The sequence below is a fragment of the Frankia sp. CcI156 genome (genome assembly GCF_001983015.1).
GTDB classification, from domain to species: domain Bacteria; phylum Actinomycetota; class Actinomycetes; order Frankiales; family Frankiaceae; genus Frankia; species Frankia casuarinae.
This window is the reverse complement of record NZ_MOMD01000005.1, coordinates 138,350-158,213: the sequence shown is the minus strand read 5'-3', so window position 1 is coordinate 158,213 and position 19,864 is coordinate 138,350. Positions and strand designations below refer to the sequence as shown.

Below are 19,864 nucleotides of genomic sequence, written 5' to 3'. Positions count from 1 at the left end.
CGCCTCGGCGATGTCGGGTACGGCCCGCGTCCGGCGGTCGGGCCCGCCGGTCAGCGCGAGGCCGACCGCCGGTACACGCGCGCGGCGAACGGCCCGAACACCACCAACAGACCCAGACACCAGGCGAGGGACTGCAGGAGGACGGAGACGACCGGACCGCCGAGGAACAACGCCCGCACGGCGTCGACGGTCACCGTCACCGGCTGATGCCGGGCGAACGCCTGCAGCCAGCCCGGCATGGTCTCCACCCGGGCGAAGGCCGAGCTGGCGAAGACCAGCGGGAAAATCCAGATGAATCCCGCCGACTGCGCCGCCTCCGCGCTACTCACCGACAGCCCGATGACGGCGGACAGCCAGGAGAAGGCGTACGAGAACAACAGCATCAGCCCGAACCCGGCCAGCGCCGCCGGCACCGTGGTCTCCCCGAACCGGAATCCCACGGCCAGACCTACCAGAAGCATCACCACGACGATGAAGACGTTGCGGGCGAGATCGGCCAGGGTACGGCCGGTGAGCAGCGCCGACCGGCTCATGGGAAGGGAACGGAACCGGTCGATCAGGCCCCGCTGACGGTCCTCCGCCAGCCCCACGCCGGTCAACATCGACCCGAAGATCACCGTCTGTAGGAAGATGCCCGGCATCAGGTAGTCCACGTACTTGACCCCGTCACCCACGTTGATCGCRCCACCGAAGACGTAGGTGAACAGCAGGACGAACATGACCGGCTGGATGGTCGCGAAGATGACGAGCTCGGGTATCCGCCAGGTCTGGATCAGATTGCGCCGGCACATCACCCACGCGTCAGCGACGGCCCACGACAGCCGCCCGCGCCCCGCCGGAGTCAGCTCGATGGTGCTCATATGGTCACCATGTCCTTGTCATCCTTGTCATCCTTGTCATCCCGGTCGTCCTTGTCATCCCGGTCGTCCCGGTCATCCCGGTCATCCCGGTCATCCCGGTCATCCCGGTCATCAGGGTTGCCGGTGTCGCCACGGCCGTCGCCGCCCGCACGTGCGGGCGGCGTCTCGCTGCCGGCCGAAGCGCGCCCGGTCATGGCGAGGAAGACGTCGTCCAGCGACGGCCGGTGCAGGGCGACGTCGGAAATCGGCACCCCCAGCTCGTCGAGACCCCGGACCACATCGGACAGCACGCTCGCGCCCGGTACCGGCACACTGACCCGACGCGTCTCCCCGTCGGCCGTCGCCGCGCCGGATCCGAACCGGGCGAGCACCGCCCGGGCGGCCTGGACATCCTCGGCGGCGTCACCACCGACGACGATGTCCAGCCGGTCGCCACCGACCTGCGACTTCAGCTCGTTCGGGGTACCCCGCGCGATGACCCGGCCGCCGTCGACCACCGAGATCCGGTGGGCCAGCCGGTCGGCCTCCTCCAGGTACTGCGTCGTGAGCAGGACCGTCGTGCCGTCCCGCACCAGATCGGCGATCACCCTCCACATCGCCGAGCGGCTGCGGGGATCCAGTCCGGTGGTCGGCTCGTCGAGGAACAGCACCGCCGGGTTGATGATCAGACTGGCCGCGAGATCGAGCCGCCGCCGCATCCCGCCCGAGTAGGTACGCGCCTGCCGACCGGCCGACTCGGCGAGCTCGAACCGCTCGAGCAGCTCGACCGCGCGGGCCCGCGCGACGCGGCTGCGCAGACGGTAGAGCCGCCCGAACATCTCCAGGTTCTCCAGGCCGGTGAGCCGCTCGTCGACCGCCGCGTACTGGCCGGTCAGACCGATCCGGGCACGCAGCGCGTCCGCCTGCCGGACGACGTCCAGACCGAGGACCCTGGCCTGGCCGCCGTCCGGGCGCRGCAGGGTCGACAGGATGCGTACCGCCGTCGTCTTGCCGGCTCCGTTGGGCCCCAGCACACCGTGCACGGTGCCGGCATCGACCCGCAGGTCCAGGCCCACCAGCGCTCGTTTGCCGCCGTAGCTCTTCTGCAGGCCCTCGGTGAGGACCGTCGGGTTGTCTGTCACGAGGCGGACCGTACGACGAACCACCGACAGTTCGGAACCGAATAAGGGCGGGGGGCTAGGCCGAGCTCCGCCGGATCCGACGACTGGCCAGCTCGTCGCCGGGATGGGTCGCCGGCGGATGACCAGGCCGCTCGCAGGGCAGTTCGGCCAGCTGGCCACGCATGTCGCGCAGGGCTCGGCCGACGGCGATGGCGAACACGCCCTGTCCACCCCGGACAAGATCGATCACCTGATCGTCCGAGGTGCACTCGTACACGGTGGAGCCGTCGCTGATCAGGGTGAGCTGCGCCAGGTCGTCCACGCCGCGGGTACGCAGATGTTCCACCGCCACCCGGATGTTCTGCAGCGACACACCGGCCTCAAGCAGCTTGCGGACCACGCGCAGCACCAGGACGTCACGAAAGGAGTACAGCCGTTGGCTGCCGGAACCGGACGCGTCGCGGACGCTGGGGACGACCAGAGCGGTCCGAGCCCAGTAGTCGAGCTGGCGGTAGGTGATGCCCGCCGCGGCGCAGGCCGTCGGCCCCCGGTACCCGACGTCGTCCCCCGGCGGTTCGRGAATCTCATCCGGAAAGAGCTGGCCCTGTTCGATCATCGCTGTACGCACTTCGCCGCCATGCCAGCCCCATCCTCTGGACCGTTCCGGATCCGTCCCGACCGCCGACGTCACCCGACGCCGCCATCCCGGACACCCGGCCCGATCGAACCGTTTCCACTGTCGTGCGGCCTGCCACGATCACCTCGACCRCACGACTCCCCGACCACCGACGGCCGGCGAGGCCGCGGCGTGGCACCCCTGTGCCCGTAATCCGGGACCGCCCGTCCACCCGTCGGCACGGAACCGGGCAGAGCACATCACGCCGTTGCCACGGCCCGGCAAGGTCAGAGCCGGAGAGAGCCCGTTCCGCCACGTCTACCGCGGGCAGGGGCACGAACTCTACGGTCGGGCTCTCCCGACCGTAGGAGCGACGCGCGGTTCCTTCAATGATCTAAGCCGGCGTGTCTGGAGTCCAGCGGACGTCATTCAACAGATCGGTCAAATCGGAAGCTCGCCCCGATACTGCCCGCACTGTGGATCACAGTGGATCACAGCCGACCTCGGCCACGGCTCGCTGAMAGTCTCAGCGGCCGACCTGCTCCCAGGCGGGCACGCCAAGGGCTGGGAAGCCTCGGGAGCCGGGAACCCTCAGGAGCCGGGGGTGTTGAAATCCTCCGGGGAGATCGTGTCAAGGAACTCCCGGAACTTCTCCAGCTCGCTCTCCTGTTCTTGTTCCTGTTCCTCGGGAACGGTGATCCCGGCCTCGGCCAGGACCGCCTCGACCCCGTAGACCGGCGCTCCCATCCGCATCGCCAACGCGATCGCGTCGGACGGCCGGGCGGAGACCTCCACCCCGTTGCCGAACACGAGCGTGGCGAAGAAGACGCCGTCCTGGAGGTCGGTGATGGTCACCCGGGTCAGGTCCGTCTGCAGCGCACGCAACACGTCCCGCATCAGGTCATGGGTCATAGGTCGAGCCGTCGTGATGCCCTCCTGGGCGAAGGCAATCGCCGTCGCCTCGACAGCACCGATCCAGATAGGCAGATACCGCTCACCGCCCACCTCCTTGAGCAGGACGATCGGCTGCTTCGACGGAAGCTCGACTCGCACGCCGACGATGTCCAGCCGATGCACCGATCTACCTCCTCGCAGGTGGGGCGGGGCGGGATGTTGTGACCGGAGCCAGAAAACCCCACAGGGGAGACAGTATCCCCGCTTCCGTCCGGCGTCAGCGCGCCCACCGGTTCGGCTGTCCGGCAAGGCACTMCGAGCGCAGCCCCGACAGCCTCCTCACCTTGGTCTCAACTCGATCGTCCCGCCGCCAGCCGGGAGCGCAACAGGGCCGCGTGCAAGCGGACCAGCAACGCCGCCAGCTCATCGGCGGTCTCGGCGTGCCGTCCCGAGCCCTCACCACCGCGCTGGCCCCGCAACGGGGCGACGGCGGCCTCGATGAGACCAGCCTCACGGTCGGCCACCGTACGGGCGGCCCGCAGATGCCGGGGCTGCACGCCGTGGCCGGCCAGCAGCGCCACGGTCCGCGCGACGAGCAGGGCGTCGGAATCGTAGTACCCGCCGCCGGCGATCGGACCCACCAGGCCGTGCTGTTCCAGCTCGGTCAGGGCCTCGTCGCCGAGCCCCGCGGCGGCGAGAAGCTCCCGGCGCGACATTCTGACCCTTTCCGCCCCGAGGAACGCGTCCAGGCCGGTAGGGGCCGGATGCGGGGGCAGCGCGCGGGGTCCAGGCCGATGCACCGGGGTCTCACCGCGGTCGAGCGACGCCAGCTCCTCCTTGATCACGCGCAGCGGAAGAAAGCGCTCCCGCTGCGCGTGCAGGACGTAACGGAGCCGGGCGACGTCGTCGACCGAGTACTTGCGGTAGTTCGCGCTGGTACGGGCGGGTTCGACGAGTCCCTCCGCCTCGAGATAGCGGATCTTCGACAGGGTGATGWCGGCGAAGTCCGCCCGCAGACGGTCGAGAACCTGGCCGATGTTGAGCACCTTCGCGTTCTGTCCGGCCTGGTCCGAGCGCGTTGCGCCCGAACGCGGGGCCGACGATGCCGCGGCGAGGCCGCCGCTCACCGTGGGTCCTTCCTCGTCACCGTGCCGCTGACCCCCCGTAGCTCGCGCCAGTCAGGAACACCAGTCGGAACTTGCCGATCTGTACCTCGTCGCCGCTGGTGAGCTCAGCCGAGTCGATCCGCTCGCGGTTGAGGTAGGTACCGTTCAGGCTCCCGACGTCGCGAACCGAGAAGCCCTTGGTGTACGGCGAGCGATGGAACTCCGCATGCCGACGGGAGACGGTCACATCGTCGAGGAAGATATCGCTCTCGGGATGGCGGCCGACGGTCGTCATGTCGGCGTCCAGCAGAAAACGACTMCCCGCATTCGGCCCCCTCTTGACGACGAGCAACGCCGAGCCGGGAGGTAGCGCGTCAACGGCGGCCACGGCGTCCCGCTCGGTCGACTCGTCGACGTGATCGCCCTCGATGCCGGACAGCGCGGCCGCCAGGTTCAGCGTTGACGTCTGCTCCGCGGGTCTCTCCGGCGCCACGGGCTCACCCGGACGTACCAGAGGAGACCCGCACCGCGCGCAATACAGCGCGTCGGACGGGTTCTGCTGTCCGCACCTCGTGCAGAACACAGTCGCGTCCGCTTCCTGCCGGGATCCCGCACGGGCGGGGTACCCCAGCCGCTTCGGCCGCCACCGGACGGGCGGCGGGAACGTCTCTGCCAACACTGCGATGGTGKTAGCCAGACGTCCGCAGCCCACCCCCATCACCAGGATGATCACATGGCGACGGTCGGGCCGTCCACGATCRTGCCCCGGTGCACTCCGAGGCTAGTGCATCGCGGGCACGGTCGTGAAAAGAGTGCGACCCGTGTTGTTCGGCGTGGCGTGGCCCACCACCCACCAGAAGCACCAACCAGATACTCTCAGTTTTCCTTCACGTGCTCCGCGTACTCTTCGGCGGTCAGTAGGCCGGTGACGTCGACGACATCCGCGACCGTGAGCTCGACGAGCCAGCCTTCCCCATAGGGATCAGAGTTGATCAGTTCCGGCGCACCGGCAAGTGCCTCGTTGCGCGCCGYCACCTCTCCGGCGATCGGCGCGTAGATCTCGGACACGCTCTTGGTCGACTCGACCTCTCCGAAGGACTCACCGGCCTGGACCGCGGAGCCGAGGTCGGGCAGAGAGACAAAGACGATGTCGCCCAGCGCCTCCTGCGCGTAGGACGTGATGCCGACCCGTGCCGTGCTCCCGTCGAGCCGGATCCATTCGTGCTCACGGGTGTACTTCAGGTCGTCCGGGTACACCGGAGATCGCCTCCCCTTGCTCTGACCACTGCGCGGACCGCTCTGCGCCGCCCGGCCCGACGCCATACCGTGCCGCGCCGCGCCGTGAACTCCACCAGGAACCACGTTCCTCGGCTGGCCCGGGGACAGGGGGTCTCCTATCCGGCCGGACGGGCGTAGCGAGGACTCGGAGCGGGTCGCAGCGCACGGATCTCGATGTGCTCGGAGGTCCGAACGGTCGCCTGCGCCCCGTCCCGTGCCGCTACCGTATCGAGCACCCCGCCGGGGATCCGCATCGCCTGGTCCAGCGTGTGGGCGTCGCCCACCACCCGCAGCACGTACGGCGGCGCGATCGACGTGCCGTCGACCACCAACCCCCGCCCGGGCTCGTCGGCCACGTAGGTCGAGACGACCGCTCGGACCCCGGCGATCTCGATCGCCTCGGCGCCCGCGTCCCGTAGCTCCTGCAGGGCGTCGACGAGGATCGAGGCGTCGACCGCGCGGTGAGGGTCCTGGATCGTCAGCTCGAGCCCCGATCCGGTGACCGGCACCATGCCGGTGAGGATCGCCAGCCGGTCGGCCTCGCGACGCACCTCGTCCGGCCCGGCCGCCGGGGCCGGCACCGACGTCGGCACGGGCGGCATCATCGGTTCCGCCTCCCGGCGGAGCTGCTGCTCCCGGGCTGCCAGGGACCGGTCGACGGCGCCGATCGCACCGAGGGTCGCGGCGAGCTCGTCCGGCCGCGCGGTGGCGAGTCCGAAGGACGGCTGCGCGGACCGGGTCGCGGCGACCGCGGCGAAACCGAGACCGGCGAGCAGGACCAGACTCAGGGCACGCCGCGTCCGGGCACGACCCGGCCGGACGTGCCCCGGAACCGGGCTCGGTGTCGGCTCCGACGCGACAGGGACCACGACGGGCGACGTGGGCGGGTCCGACGGCGCATCGGAGACCGGCGCATCGGAGACCGGCACCGGATCGGGCTTCGGATCGGATGCGGACTTCCGTCCGGGCCCGGATTCCGAAGGGTCGCCTGTCGATGTCACCGCCATCGTCAGACCTTGATCAGATGTTGGCGCAACGCGGTCGCGGTGGTGAAGATGCGGATGCCCAGCACCACGACCACCGCGGTGGACAACGCGCCGCCGAACCCGATCAGGTCGCCGAGCAGCACCATCAGGACGGCGATCGCGACGTCGAAGACGAACGAGACGATGAACACCCGGTCGTCGAACACCCTCTCCGCGACGGCCCGCGCGCCGCCGAGAGCAGCGTCCACCGCGGCCACCACGGCGACTGGGAGGTAGGGATCCATCCAGTCGGGGACGGTCGGGCCCAGCACCAGGCCGGCCGTCACGCCCAGGGCAAGGGCTACCACGGCGATCATGATTCGCTCCGTCGAGCATGCCGCAGCACCTGGGGATCGGCCGCGGGCAGGGTCAGGTTTCTGACGGTGACGACCGACAGGGAGGTCACCGGTGAGTCGGGACGATGCCGCAGCCGGTCGATCACGGCGGACTCCTCGAGACGCCGCACGAGATCGTCCGGATCACCCACCGCTTCGACGGTGTACGGCGCGATCATCGGTACGAATCCGACGAGAATGAGATCACCGGCCGCCCGGATAGCGCTRAGARCCGTCAGGCGGACGCCGTTGACCGCGACAGCCTCGGCACCCGAGATCCACAGCACGTTGACGAGATCGGCAAGATCTCGATCTTGAATCCGGGTCCAGCCGGACGCCGGTGCGGGGTGGGGACCGGCGAGCCCGGTCAACGGGCGCAGCGGGGTGGGTGCCGTTGACGCACGAGGTGCCGACGGTGCCGACGGTGCCGACGGCCCGGGGGCGGTCCGGTCCGCGAGCTCGATCCGGGCACCCGGTCCACGCACGGGGGACCAGCCTGCCGCCGGCCCGAGATCCGACAGCGCCGCCGTGGCCCAGGCCAGCTCACGCTCGGCCCGGGCGCGCTGTTCCCGCGCCGTCTTCACCCGCAGGCGCAGCTCGCCGACCCGGGTCGCGGCCGCAGTGGTCACGGCGGATCGCTCATGTATCTTCGCGCGCAGGGCCGCGACGAGCTCCGCACGTTCCCCGGCCGTCGTCGCGGCACGCCGGGCCCCGGTCGCGATCACCAGGCCGAGCAGGCCGAGGACGAGGGCCAAGGCGAGGGGACGCTGCCAGGGGCGACGGGGCCGCCCGGAGACGCCGCAGGGATCCGAAGGGCCGGCGGCCCCGGGGCATACCGGCCCTCGGCGTGGCCATCCGGTCCGTTCTCGCACATTCGGCATTCTGACCGACCGGACACCGAGCGCCGCCGACCAAGGCCTCGCCGCGCGTGCCGCGGCTACCGCGCCTCGACCACCTCGACCCAGCGCCGCAGCAGCACGTGGGCCTCCTCGATGTCGGCGCCCTCCGACCACAGGTGGGTGACCGCCTCGCTCGGGTCAGGCAACACCAGGATCCAGGAGCCGTCCGGACCGACGATCCGAACCCCGTCCGTGGTGTCGATGACATACCCCGTATCCGGGTCGACCGACTCCACCACGCGACGCATGACGGTGCCCTTGACCGCCCACGGGGTGGGCACTGAACGGCGCAGGATCGCCACCGAAGGTATCCGGGCGTCGATGGTGCTGAGTGTCAGCCGGGTCCGTGCCACCAGGGCCAGCAGTTTCACGAACGCCGCGATCCCGTCGATCGCGGGGGCGAACTCGGGGACGATGAAGCCGCCCCGCCCGTCGGCGGCGAAGACGATGCCGTCGTCACGGGCGACCCCGGTCAGCGCCGCCGCCGACAGGGAGGTCCGGCGTACCGTCAGCCCGTGGAAGCGGGTGACCTGGTCGGCTACCCGGGTGATGGTCACCGGGAGGGCTACCTCCGCGCCGGGATTCTCCGCCGCGACGAGGTCGAGGAACACCAGCAGGGCCCGGTCATCGTCGATAAGGTCCCCCCGCTCGTCAACGATCGTGACGCGCTCGCCGACATGATCGAACCGCACGCCGAAGGCCGCCCCGGAGCTGGCGACGAGGGCGCCCAGGCGGTCGGTGGCCCGCAGATCCTCCAGGGCGCTGCGGGGCGGGATGGTCTCGTCAACGCGTCCGTTGACGGTGAGCACGTCAACGCCGAGCCGGCCGAGCAGTGTCGGCAGCACCAGGGACGCCGAGCCACCCGAGGAATCAACGACGATCTTGAGATCCGCCTCGGCGACGCCGGCGGTATCGACCCGGTCGAGCAGATCCTGGATGTAGAGATCCATGGTACGGGCCGGGAAACGCAGGTCACCGATCTCACCGGGAAAGGCCCGGCGGAACTCCTGGCGGGAGAAGACCCGGTCTAGCTTGCGCTGTGCCACCGGGGAGAGGTCGTCGCCGTCGGCATCCAGGAAGATGATGTCGATGCGTTCCGGGTCTCCGGGGGTGGTGCGCAGCATGATCCCCCCGGCGGCGTTGGACGAGCGGACGTCGAAGCGGGTGACYGGCATCGGTGCCACCTCGAGATCACGGACGTTGATGGCGCCGGCGGTCAACGCGCTGATGACGGCCCGCTTGAGGGCCCGGGCGGCGCGGGAACCGTCCCGCGCGGTGGTGACGGTGGCCCCCTTCTTCAGGGTCGTGGCGTAGGCGCCGGCGAGGCGCACCACCAGCTCCGGGGTGATCTCCGCGTTCACCAGGCCGGACACCCCGCGCGGCCCGAACAGGGTCCGCTGGCCGCGGGACTCCCAGATGACGGAGGTGTTGACGACCGCGCCGGCCTCGATCGTCTTGAACGGATACACCTTCACGTCATGGGAGACGAACGCCTCCTCGCGGACGACRCACTCGTCTCCGACGACGGCGCCCTCCTCGATCCTGGCCGCCCGCAGCACGTCGGTGCTCTTGCCGATGACGCAGCCGCGCAGGTTCGTCTGCGGGCCGATGAGCGCGTTGTCCTGGACGATCGCCCGGTGCAGGAACGCGCCGCTCTTCACCAGCACGTTGCTGCCCAGCACGGAAAACTCCCGCAGCTCGGCGCCGGCCTCCACCTTGCTGTAGTCACCGACCACGAGCGGCCCCTTGAGGATCGCCTCCGGATGGACCTCGGCGTCCTCACCGATCCACACCCCGGGGGACACCTCGAAACCGCCGATCTCCACGTCGACCTGGCGGTTGAGCACGTCGGCCTGGGCCCGTTGGAAGCTCGCGATGGTGCCGACGTCCWCCCAGTACCCGGACGCCACGTAGCCGTACACCGGGGCACCCGCCTCGACCAGCCGGGGGAAGATGTCGCCGGACCAGTCCACCGCCTCGCCGGGCGGCACCTGGGCAAGCACCTCGGGCTCCATCACGTAGATGCCGGTGTTGACGGTGTCGGAGAACACCTGCCCCCAGGTCGGCTTCTCCAGGAAGCGCTGGATCCGTCCGTCCTCGCCGGTGATGACGATGCCGAACTCGAGYGGATCGGGGACGGATTTCAGCGCGACGGTGACGAGCGCGCCCTGACGCCGGTGGAAGGCAACCAGGTCGGTGAGGTCGATGTCGGTCAGCGCGTCCCCGCTGATGACCAGGAACGCCTCGTCCCGCAGGGCGTCCTCGGCGTTCTTCACGCTGCCGGCGGTGCCCAGCGGGGTCGTCTCGGTGGCGTACGACAGGTGCATCCCGAGCTCGTCACCGGAACCGAAGTATGTCCGGATCATCGAGGCCAGAAACTGGACGGTCACCACCGTCTCGTCGAAGCCGTGCCGTTTGAGTAGGCGCAGCACATGCTCCATGATCGGCCGGTTGACGACGGGGAGCAGTGGTTTGGGCAGGTTCGCGGTCAACGGACGCAGCCGGGTGCCCTCGCCACCGGCCATGACGACGGCTCTCACCGGTCACCTCCCACTTGCGCTGGTCCGGGCGTCCGCCCGGAAGCGCCGGACGAGCTGGCCGGCCTGGACGAAGTACAGAAGACCAGACCACCAGTACAGGGCAGTACCCCAGATCGCGAACGCCCATCCGACCGGGCGTGCCGCGGTGGCCAGCCAGGAATCCCCGGCGGACAGCAGCAGGAGAGGGAAGGCGTACAACAGGTTGAACGTCGCAGCCTTGCCCAGGTAGTGCACGGGCAGCGTGACGCCGACCCCGATCCTGCGCAGCAACGGCGGCAGCGCCAGCAGCGCCACGTCGCGGGCAAGGAGCAGAACCGCGAACCAGACCGGCACGATCCCGCGGAGGGTCAGAGCGACGATGGTGGCGAGGATGTAGAACCGGTCGGCGAGGGGATCCAGCAGGACGCCGAGGCGACTCGTCTGGTTCAGCACCCGCGCGAGCTTGCCGTCCAGGTAGTCGCTGATTCCGGCGAACGCGAGAACGCCGAGCGCCGCACCGTCCGCCTTCGGACCCAGCACCAGCCAGAGGAAGACCGGCACGCCGAGCAGCCGCAGGGCGGACAGYGCGTTCGGAACCGTCCAGATCCGGTCCGAGGCGGTGGGCATGGTCATGCGGCCGTCTCTCCTCCACCGGTTGGGCGGCGCGACGCGCCGCGAAGGCGGTGAACGGCAGCCCACCGCACCCGGCGCTCCCGCAGGTCCCCACCCGACGGGTTCGGCGCCAGTGGGGACGTCCGGGCCCGGTGGGGGCCGCAACGCCCCGCCGACGGGCCGGACATCGCTGACGCTAGCGGATCGTGGGACACGGGGAGCGGAGAGGGATCCGCCGGCGGGGTACCCCGGCGTTCGGACCGGGTCGGATGGGACCGGGCTCAGAGGATGCGGCCGACCTTGTAGGTGGAGCTGTAGATGGGCCGCAGCGACACGACACCGCCGGTCTGCGGGGCAGCCCACATATACCCATTCCCGGCATAGATGCCGACATGGTAGATATTCCCAGGAGTACCGTAAAAGATCAAGTCGCCGGRCTGCTTGCCGGACTGGGGCACCTTCATCGAGACCCGGTACTGGTCCTCGGCCACGCGCGGCAGCGAGCGGCCGAGTTGTTTGAAGACGTACTGGACGAGTCCGGAGCAGTCGAACGAGTACGGACCCTCCGCGCCCCAGACATACGGCTTACCCTTGTTCAACGACGCGAGGTAGACGGCCTTCTCCCCGATCGAGCTACCCGGGATGACCTTTGGGATCGCCTGGTCGATGACGGAACCCGACCCTCCCGAACCCGACCCTCCCGAACCCGACCCTCCCGAACCCGACCGTCCCGGACCCGTCGGACTCGCGATCGTCACCGTGGCGGCACCGGCCACGGAGGGACGCAGGGCGTTCGATCCGTCGAAGACCGCGGTGATCGTCGTCGTGGAGAGCAGGCGCGCGGTGATCTGCGCGGCGCCGTTCGCGTCGGTCCGCAACCTCGTGGAGGTCTRCCACTGGGGACCGTTCACCACGACGATACGGACGTCCTGGTTCGCGAGCGGGGTGCCGCTGTCCGATTCCAACGCCCGCACCGTGAGCACCACCGGGGTGTTGGGCGCGACCGAGGTCTTGTCCGCGGCGATCGAGACGCTGGTGAAGACGGGGTCGTGGTCCGCGATGGCGGTGGCCAACGGGGCGAGCCTGCGGGCCGAGGCCGCATCGCCGCCGGTGGCGTGGTGTCCCGGGACGAGCGCGGCTTCCTGGGTGAGGGAGTTCGACTCCAGTGACGAGGTTCCGTCGGCGCCCCCGGGGACGGTGGCCGCGAAGGCGGCGGTCGAGGCCGCGATCGTCCCGGTGGTGAACGCGGCGATGGTGACCGCGCGTCGCGGAGGAGGAGTGGTACGGCGGCGAGCCGCGCCGGAGCCTGAGGAGCCGTGGGGCGCCGGCGGGCGCTGACGATTCCGGACGAACTGGTCCCAGTCCTCCGGAAGCCAGGCCATACCACGACGGGGCAAGACGTGTCCTTCCCGTGCGCCTACGAGGGAGCTGTCGGGTTCGGGCTGRCCAGCCCGGCGGCCGACGACCCGGTCAGTGCCGTCACCGCCAGAACGCGGCCGGATCCRCCGGCCACACCCGGAACCACGGCTCCCCGCACCTGCCCCGACATACTCGGAGGGGCCGCCGAACCGGGGGCAGGACCAGGCACATCGGTCCGACGGGTATCTCTATCAAAATAGGTATATCTGTATGACATGTAGCAGACACTTCATAATCCGGACACCTATGGATCGGTAGAACAGAAGTGCCGTTGATGACCATAGTGGACATACCCGGGCGGCTCGCAATCACCCCCACCCCAACGCTTGAACACGGCACCAGAAGACCGTCGCTACTCGGCAAGAAGTACGGATGCCGTCACGCCGGGTGTCCGTCGGCGGCTTGATCACGCCACCTCGCGTCAGGTCGTCACGACGCCCCGAGCATCGACGTGTCGTAGATCTCGCCGGCTGTCTCGTCGGCGATCCGGCAGCGGAACGGGCCGGGTCGTCAGGGTGCGGGCGGCGGGTTCACGCTCGGGACGGAACCGACCTGCGCCGGCGGCTGCCCGGGCGACGGCTGCCCGGGCGATGGGTGCCCGGGCGATGGGTGCGCGGGCACGGGCCCCCGCGACGGATCCGGCGGAAGCACGCTCGCCGCAGACCGGGCCGGCACGACGGGCGCGGCTCCTGCCGAGGATTCGGCGTGCGCGTACACCACCAGGTTGTTGAGATAGTGCCTGGCCTTCCGGTCGAAGGCGCCCCCGCAGGTGATCAGGCGCAGTTCAGGGCGGATTACCGGTCCGTAGACCCGGTTCGTCGGGAACCTCGACTTCACCACGTTCTCCGCGCGATCGACGACGAACGTCGTGGACACGCCGGTCGGCGAAGCGACCTCGATACGGTCGCCGGGCACGAGCTCGTGCAGCCGGTAGAAGACCGCCGGGCCGGTGGTGGAATCGTAATGGCCGACGAGCACGGCAGGGCCGATGCCACCAGGCGCCGGACCGCGGTCATACCAGCCGACATCTCCCCATGCCTTGGGCACCCCGAGCGTGCCATCCGGGTTCAGACCCAGATGAATGATCGGAGCGTCCACCCTGATCCGGGGGATGCGCAGCCGGGACGGATTGTTGACGACCACCACTGGCTGCTCGGGGACGGCGGGAGGTAGCCCGAACCGGCCGGTCGTCGGCACGGGGGTGGGCGGCGGCGGGACGTCGGCGATGTCGGCCGTCGCGTCCGCCCCGGGAGCGCCATGGACGGCATCGAACGCCGGTTCCGCCAGCCGGAAACCGCTGCCGAGGACGAGGACCGCCCCGACGAGGAGAAGCCACCGCCAGAGCGGGATGCGCCGACCCGCGACGGGTGTCCGGACGGAGAAGGCCGTCGGTGCGCCGTTCGCGGGCCGCTGGTTACCGCCGCCCGTCCCACCTTTCACAGCTCCTCCCGCCATCCCGCCCGTCGATCGTCCACGTACGCGTGCGGATCGCTCCCGAGGTGGATCGTCCGGCGCCCCGCCCGCGGCTCCGAACCGTCACGTGCCAGGGTCACGAAACCACCGACGGTGACTCTACCAATCAGTGAAGATACTTTCCGTGAGCGGCATGCTTGTGAGCGAGGTGTACCGGTCTCAACGATTCCGAGATCACCGAAAACTGGACGAACTAGACCGAAAAAGCAACCCGATCGCCGCCACAAGGAGGTCGATCCGGCCGCACCACGCCCGGGCGGTTAACCCGCATCCCCACACTCAGTCGCTATGGTATCACTCGCAGTAACGAATAGATCACCGTACGTGAGAGAGGGGACCAGATGAAGAAAGGTATGGGTCGAAGCGCCGCCGTTCTCGCGATATCAAGCGCGGCGAGCGTCACCCTAACCTTCGGGCCCGGCCTGGCCGCTGCCCACRCCCTCGACGACAAGGACAACCACCGGTGCGACGACAAGAAGGACGGGTGGGGCCTCTTTGGCGACAAGGACAATCTGGACGRCAAGGACCGCGACCGCGATGACAAGATCGACGGCGACAAGMGGATCCGGGCCGATCGGATCGACGACGGCAGGGACGGCCTGGACGGCAAGAACGGCAAGGACGGTCTGGACGGCAAGGACGGTCTGGACGGCAAGAACGGCAAGGACGGCAAGGACGGCAAGGACGACTGGTTCAACTGGGACGACAAGAAGCGCGACTGCGCCATTGCCGGCGTCGGTGCCGGCGTCGGTGCCGGCGTCGGGCCGGGGGGCGGGCCGGGGGGCGGTGTCGCCGCAGGTGGCGGCGGGATGGCCGACCCCGGGTCCTCGCCCCTGCTCCCGCTGGCCGGTGCGGCAGTGGGCGCCCTGCTGATCGGCGCCGGGGTTACCCGACGGCGCGCCCAGGGTGCGAGCTGACCCTGCTGTTCGGCGGCCCTGCGGCGTGCGGACACCCTCGTGGGTGACGGCCTCGGCCTGGTCCCACGCGGGGCCCACGCACGAGGGTCGGGGGTCGCGTCGTCAACGACGCGACCCCCGGTCACCGTAGTGGTCGCCGGTACGGTAATGTGGCTGCTGTACGGGACGTGGCGCAGCTTGGTAGCGCACCAGACTGGGGGTCTGGGGGTCGCAGGTTCAAATCCTGTCGTCCCGACAGAGGTGGTAAAACCCGTTGCTCAGGCAGGTGAGCCTGCTCAACGGGTTTTTTCGTCGTAAGCCGCCGTCACGCCGGTCCGGCCGGACCGGAAAGCCCACCCGGCTGACGGCCGGAACCCGGTCCAACCGTCAGCCGCCGCCCCTGCGGTCGCCGCGTTCACGCACCCGCACCGAGATCGAGATGGGCGAACCGGCGAAGCCGAAGTCCTCCCGGAGCCGGCGTTCCAGGAATCGACGGTAGGACGACTCCAGAAAACCCGTCGTGAACACCACGAACCGCGGCGGGCGCACTCCGGCCTGGGTCGCGAACAGGACCTTCGGAACCCGCCCTCCACGTGCTGGCGGCGGGGTCGCGGCGACGACCTCACCCAACCAGGTGTTCAGCCGGCCGGTCGGGATCCGGGTACCCCAGGACTCCAGCGCGGTGCGCAGCGCGGGGGCGAGCCGGTCGGTCGCACGCCCGGTACGGGCCGAGACGTTCACCCGCGGCGCCCACGCGACCCGGCCGAGGTCACGGACGATCTCCCGTTCCAGGGTGAGCCGGCGGTCGGTGTCCACCAGGTCCCACTTGTTGAAGGCGAGGACGAGGGCCCGTCCCGCGTCGACGACCATCGAGATGACCCGCTGGTCCTGCTCGGTCACCGGCTCGTCCGCGGCGAGCAGGACGATGGCGACCTCGGCGGCTTCCAGGGCCGAGGCGGTGCGCAGCGACGAGTAGTACTCGGCGCCGGAGGCCTCCCGGACGCGACGGCGCAGCCCGGCGGTGTCGATGAACATCCACTCCTCGCCGCCGACCGTCACCAGCTCGTCGACCGGGTCCCGGGTGGTGCCGGCGACGTCGTGCACCAACGACCGCCGGCTGCCGGCGAGCTTGTTCAGCAGACTCGACTTGCCGACGTTGGGCCGGCCGATCAGGGCGACCCGCCGTGGGCCGTCGGACTCGGTGAGGATCTCGCGCGGCGCCTCGGGCAACGCGGCGAGCACGGCGTCGAGCAGGTCTCCACTGCCCCGGCCGTGCAGGGCCGAGACCGGGTGCGGCTCGCCGAGCCCGAGGCTCCACAGCGCCGCCGCATCAGCCTCGAATCGTACGTCGTCGACCTTGTTCGCCACCAGGATCACCGGCAGCCCGCAGCGGTGCAGCACCCGGGCGACCGCCTCGTCGGCGTCGGTGGCACCGGTGACGACGTCCACGATGAACAGCACCGCATCGGCGGTGTCGAGCGCCGCGCGGGCCTGCTCGGAGACCTGGGCGGCCAGCCCCGTCGCGTCGGGTTCCCAGCCGCCGGTGTCGACGAGGGTGAACCGCCGCCCGCTCCAGACCGCGTCGTAGGCGACGCGGTCACGGGTCACCCCGGGGACGTCCTCGACGACCGCGGCCCGCCGGCCGAGGATGCGGTTGACCAACGTCGACTTGCCCACGTTGGGTCGCCCCACGACGGCCACCACCGGTTGACCGATCCCGGGGCCCGCGAACTCGCCGTCGAGCTCGCCCGCGAACCCATCGGGGCCGCCGACGTCATCGCCGAGGCCACCGTCGGCAAACCGGTCGAACCCGGCCGCGCCGAGGTCCGTTGATAGGTCTTGTCCGCTCATCACTGTCACTGCCAACTGTCATCGTGGGACGGGGATCGCCTGTGATTCCCGGGCTCGGCGCCGGACACGCGAGCGTGGTCGGATCGCCGGGGGCTCTCACCCGCCCGTCCGGAGCGAGCAGCGATCTTGCTCAGATTACCCGGCGCCGGCCCGGTCAGCTCCGCCGGTCCCGCCCGCCTCGCCGCAGGCCTTTCCGGCCCGGACGGTCGCCAGATGGTCGAGCAGGCGCACCCGGATGTCCTCCGCGACGGCGGCCAGCGCCTTGCGCGAGCGTGGGTTCGCCGGGACCTCCACCGCGAACGGCGCACCGAAGACCACCCGGATCGGCACCGACCGGCGCGGCCAGCGCGCCCCCCGGGGCAGGGCGGCACCGGTGTTGATGCAGGCCACCGGTAGGACGCGGCAGCGGCCGTGCACCGCGAGGTAGGCGATGCCGTGCTGGACCGCCGCCATCTMCCCGCTGCCCCGGGTGCCCTCGGGGAACAGCCCGATCGCCCCGCCACGGGAGAGCTCGTCCAGCGCGGTGTGCAGGGCTTCCCGGTCGGCCCGATCACGATCGATCGGAATCTGACCGCTGAACAGCAGCGCCCGGCCGAGCACCCCCCGGTACATCTCGACCTTGCTCAGGCAGCGCACGGTCCGTGGGGACTCGATCACCACCAACGGGCCATCCAGCCAACTGCTGTGGTTCCCAGCGAAGATCAACGGCTCGTCGAAGGGGACGTTCTCAAGCCCCTCCAGGCTGATCTGCATGACCACCCGGTTGAGGAACCAGCGGACCCCGGGCTTGAGGACGCGGTGCGGGAGGTCGTTGTAGATCGGTGACGCGGCACCCCGGTGGACCGGTCCACGCGCCACCCGGGCGGCCCGCCGGGCCGCCTCCGCGGCACGTTCGCCGGCACCGTCGTCCGGCCGAGCGGCCTCAACGCGGGGCGCCTCAACGCGGGGGTTCGACGTGGTCATCTCGTCCGGTTCGGCAGCTGCTCGCAACGCCGAAGCACCTCGTCGACGACTTCGGACACCGACAGGGCCGTCGAGTCCAGAACCACCGCGTCGGGCGGGATGGCCAGCGGGTCCGCCGCCCGGTTGCTGTCGAGCGCGTCGCGCCGGTCGAGTTCGGCGAGGGTCCGGGCGACGTCGTCGACGCCCTTCTCCCCGAGCTGGCGGGAGCGACGCAGCGCACGGACCTCGGTCGAGGCGGTGAGGAAGACTTTGATCTGGGCGCCCGGCGCCACGACCGAGCCGATGTCGCGACCCTCCACGACGATGCCGCCGGCCGGCAACGCGGCGGCGATCACCTGACGCTGTTGGGTGACGAGCAACGCCCGCACCGCCGGCACCGCCGCGATCGCACTGACCGCGTTGGTCACCGCGCGGGTGCGGATCTGGGCGTCCACCCCGACACCGTCGATGGCGATCGAGGGCTCGTCCGGGTCCGTACCGACCGAGATCACCGCCCGCTCGGCCAGCTCCGCGACCGCCGCCGAGTCCTCGATGTCAATCCGCTGTTCCAGCGCGAGCTGGGTGACCGCGCGGTACATCGCCCCAGTGTCGAGGTACCGCAGGCCGAGGCGGCGGGCGATCTCGCGGGCCACGGTGCTCTTCCCCGACCCTCCGGGACCGTCGACCGCCACGATCAGACCCTCGGCCCCGCCTTCGTGGACCGCGGGACCATCTCCCTCGGACCCGAGCGGCGCAGACGTTCCCTCCCGGCTGTCGGTGACCGTGCTTCCCGCCGACAGCGCAGACCCGTGGTCGGGCTTCACCCGATTCCTCCGTCCCGGTCACATAAAGAGTCGTCGGATCGCGCCCCCGCGGATGCCGACATGTGYAACCCGGATCAGGCTACTCGGTACGGCATCAGGATCGCCGGTATGCCGTCCAGCCGTTGAGCGTCAACCGGTCGACGAGCTCGTCCGCGGCCGTCGGATCCACCGCGAGCTCGACGATGCCGGCGGGTGCGTCAAGGCTGTGCTCGAAGGGCCCGACATCCTCAATGTTGATCTGCCACTGGCTGATGAAGCCGACGAGCGCGGCGAGCTGGCCGGGTCGGTCGTCGAGCACGACCCCCACCCAGCCCCAGGACTGCGCCGGGGCGCCGGGCTTGCGCGGAAGCAGCGCACGGCCGGCCTGGCCGCCCCGCATGAGCCGGGAGACCGCGGCGGTGACCTCGTCACCGGAACCGGTGTCGAGGACGTCGGCGAGCGCGGTGAGCTGGGCGCCGAGGGAACGCACCCGCTCGGCGATCGGGCCGCGGTTACCCTCGATGATCCCCGACCACAGCTCGGCGTCGCTGTCGGCGAGCCGGGTGGTGTCGCGGAACCCCTGCCCGACGAAGGGCACGTCCCGTTCCGGCAGCCCGACGAGCGCCCCCGCGAGCGCGCTCGCGACGATCTGGGGCACGTGGGAGACCGACGCCATCGCCGCGTCGTGACGCTGCGGGGTGGTCCGCACCGGCGTGGCCCCGCAGGCGAACGCCAGCGCCACCGTGGCGTGCACCGCGGCCGACCCGGTGTGCGGGACGGGACAGACCGCCCAGACCCGCTCGGCGAACAGGTCCGCCCGGGCGGAGACGGCCCCGTGCCGTTCCCGGCCGGCGATGGGGTGGGCCGGGCACCACGTCGTGAGGTCGCAGCCGAGCTGGACTCCCTCGACCAACGGTCGGACCTTGACGCTGCCGGCGTCGCTGATCGTGTCCGCGAGGCCGGAGCGGGCCAGGGCGCGTACCTGGACCGCGACACTCGGCAGTGGGGTGGCGACGACCGCATGATCGACCCGCTCCCCCGCCCACGGCCGCCCGGCCCCCATCTTCTCGGCAAGCGCGACCTGTGCCTCGTCCACGTCGCGGAGCAGGACCTCGACGCCCCTTGCCGACAGCGCGAGACCGATGCTGGTCCCGATCAGGCCCGTGCCGACGACCCCGACCCGGCGCAGGCGCGGAAGGCGTGCGGCATCCCATTCCAACCCGACCATGGCCTTGA

Annotated in this window: 19 protein-coding genes and 1 tRNA gene; 2 read left to right on the top strand and 18 right to left on the bottom strand. The window is 70.5% G+C overall.

Annotated features, from left to right (window positions below; translation table 11 throughout):
• Positions 1–50: 50 nt before the first annotated feature.
• The 14 genes from CcI156_RS03195 to CcI156_RS03130 all read right to left on the bottom strand — a co-directional run bounded on the left by CcI156_RS03195 (position 51) and on the right by CcI156_RS03130 (position 14,103).
• Positions 51–860, bottom strand: a complete 810-nt coding sequence (locus tag CcI156_RS03195; RefSeq protein ID WP_011435913.1) for an ABC transporter permease — start codon at positions 858–860, stop codon at positions 51–53.
• The gene (locus CcI156_RS03190; RefSeq protein ID WP_076804241.1) at positions 857–1,981 is read right to left on the bottom strand and encodes an ATP-binding cassette domain-containing protein; all 1,125 of its coding nucleotides are present in this window, start codon (positions 1,979–1,981) and stop codon (positions 857–859) included. The genes CcI156_RS03195 and CcI156_RS03190 overlap by 4 nt, the downstream gene beginning before the upstream one ends.
• Before the next feature lie 55 nt (positions 1,982–2,036).
• A complete protein-coding gene (locus tag CcI156_RS03185) occupies positions 2,037–2,576 on the bottom strand; it encodes a MerR family transcriptional regulator (RefSeq protein WP_139341404.1) in 540 nt (179 codons plus the stop codon).
• Positions 2,577–3,167: 591 nt separating this feature from the next.
• On the bottom strand, positions 3,168–3,653 hold the full coding sequence (locus tag CcI156_RS03180; RefSeq protein WP_009739504.1) for a bifunctional nuclease family protein: 486 nt from the start codon (positions 3,651–3,653) through the stop codon (positions 3,168–3,170).
• 167 nt (positions 3,654–3,820) lie between these two features.
• Positions 3,821–4,597 (bottom strand): MerR family transcriptional regulator, encoded by a 777-nt coding sequence (locus tag CcI156_RS03175; RefSeq protein ID WP_076804239.1) that lies wholly within the window; start codon positions 4,595–4,597, stop codon positions 3,821–3,823.
• Positions 4,598–4,613: 16 nt separating this feature from the next.
• Entirely contained in the window at positions 4,614–5,159 is a 546-nt protein-coding gene (locus CcI156_RS03170) for an FHA domain-containing protein (RefSeq protein WP_009739506.1), read from the bottom strand.
• 293 nt (positions 5,160–5,452) lie between these two features.
• Complete coding sequence (gene gcvH, locus CcI156_RS03165) at positions 5,453–5,833, bottom strand: glycine cleavage system protein GcvH (protein WP_076804238.1); 381 nt, start codon at positions 5,831–5,833, stop codon at positions 5,453–5,455.
• A 137-nt stretch (positions 5,834–5,970) separates the two neighbouring features.
• The gene (locus tag CcI156_RS03160) at positions 5,971–6,723 is read right to left on the bottom strand and encodes a DUF881 domain-containing protein (protein ID WP_232234940.1); all 753 of its coding nucleotides are present in this window, start codon (positions 6,721–6,723) and stop codon (positions 5,971–5,973) included.
• Positions 6,724–6,863: 140 nt separating this feature from the next.
• Complete coding sequence (locus CcI156_RS03155; protein WP_011435907.1) at positions 6,864–7,196, bottom strand: small basic family protein; 333 nt, start codon at positions 7,194–7,196, stop codon at positions 6,864–6,866.
• On the bottom strand, positions 7,193–7,969 hold the full coding sequence (locus CcI156_RS03150; RefSeq protein ID WP_254847245.1) for a DUF881 domain-containing protein: 777 nt from the start codon (positions 7,967–7,969) through the stop codon (positions 7,193–7,195). Before CcI156_RS03150 ends, CcI156_RS03155 begins: the two co-directional genes overlap by 4 nt.
• A gap of 182 nt (positions 7,970–8,151) precedes the next feature.
• Entirely contained in the window at positions 8,152–10,638 is a 2,487-nt protein-coding gene (locus tag CcI156_RS03145) for a mannose-1-phosphate guanyltransferase (protein ID WP_076804236.1), read from the bottom strand.
• An 18-nt stretch (positions 10,639–10,656) separates the two neighbouring features.
• Positions 10,657–11,265: a CDP-alcohol phosphatidyltransferase family protein gene (locus tag CcI156_RS03140; protein ID WP_011435904.1), complete on the bottom strand. Its 609-nt coding sequence runs from the start codon at positions 11,263–11,265 to the stop codon at positions 10,657–10,659.
• Between the two features lie 260 nt (positions 11,266–11,525).
• A complete protein-coding gene (locus tag CcI156_RS03135; protein ID WP_076804235.1) occupies positions 11,526–12,641 on the bottom strand; it encodes a C40 family peptidase in 1,116 nt (371 codons plus the stop codon).
• 532 nt (positions 12,642–13,173) lie between these two features.
• Positions 13,174–14,103: a class F sortase gene (locus CcI156_RS03130; RefSeq protein ID WP_011435902.1), complete on the bottom strand. Its 930-nt coding sequence runs from the start codon at positions 14,101–14,103 to the stop codon at positions 13,174–13,176.
• 386 nt (positions 14,104–14,489) lie between these two features.
• Here CcI156_RS03130 and CcI156_RS03125 point away from each other — a divergent pair, with 386 nt between their 5' ends.
• Complete coding sequence (locus tag CcI156_RS03125; RefSeq protein WP_254847244.1) at positions 14,490–15,053, top strand: hypothetical protein; 564 nt, start codon at positions 14,490–14,492, stop codon at positions 15,051–15,053.
• Positions 15,054–15,214: 161 nt separating this feature from the next.
• Positions 15,215–15,288: transfer RNA gene (locus tag CcI156_RS03120), tRNA-Pro, on the top strand.
• 131 nt (positions 15,289–15,419) lie between these two features.
• Here CcI156_RS03120 and der read toward each other — a convergent pair.
• The 4 genes from der to CcI156_RS03100 form a co-directional block, all read right to left on the bottom strand.
• Positions 15,420–16,883: a ribosome biogenesis GTPase Der gene (gene der, locus CcI156_RS03115; protein ID WP_011435900.1), complete on the bottom strand. Its 1,464-nt coding sequence runs from the start codon at positions 16,881–16,883 to the stop codon at positions 15,420–15,422.
• A gap of 135 nt (positions 16,884–17,018) precedes the next feature.
• The gene (locus tag CcI156_RS03110) at positions 17,019–17,846 is read right to left on the bottom strand and encodes a 1-acyl-sn-glycerol-3-phosphate acyltransferase (RefSeq protein ID WP_076804233.1); all 828 of its coding nucleotides are present in this window, start codon (positions 17,844–17,846) and stop codon (positions 17,019–17,021) included.
• Complete coding sequence (gene cmk, locus CcI156_RS03105; RefSeq protein WP_011435898.1) at positions 17,843–18,649, bottom strand: (d)CMP kinase; 807 nt, start codon at positions 18,647–18,649, stop codon at positions 17,843–17,845. The genes CcI156_RS03110 and cmk overlap by 4 nt, the downstream gene beginning before the upstream one ends.
• Before the next feature lie 94 nt (positions 18,650–18,743).
• Positions 18,744–19,856: a prephenate dehydrogenase gene (locus CcI156_RS03100; RefSeq protein ID WP_011435897.1), complete on the bottom strand. Its 1,113-nt coding sequence runs from the start codon at positions 19,854–19,856 to the stop codon at positions 18,744–18,746.
• Between the last annotated feature and the right edge of the window lie 8 nt (positions 19,857–19,864).

Excerpts from the sequence above, each read along its gene's own strand:
- CcI156_RS03155 (WP_011435907.1), bottom strand. The coding sequence starts at position 7,196 with ATGATCGCCGTGGTAGCCCTTGCCCTGGGCGTGACGGCCGGCCTGGTG.
- der (WP_011435900.1), bottom strand. The coding sequence starts at position 16,883 with ATGAGCGGACAAGACCTATCAACGGACCTCGGCGCGGCCGGGTTCGAC.
- CcI156_RS03100 (WP_011435897.1), bottom strand. The coding sequence starts at position 19,856 with ATGGTCGGGTTGGAATGGGATGCCGCACGCCTTCCGCGCCTGCGCCGG.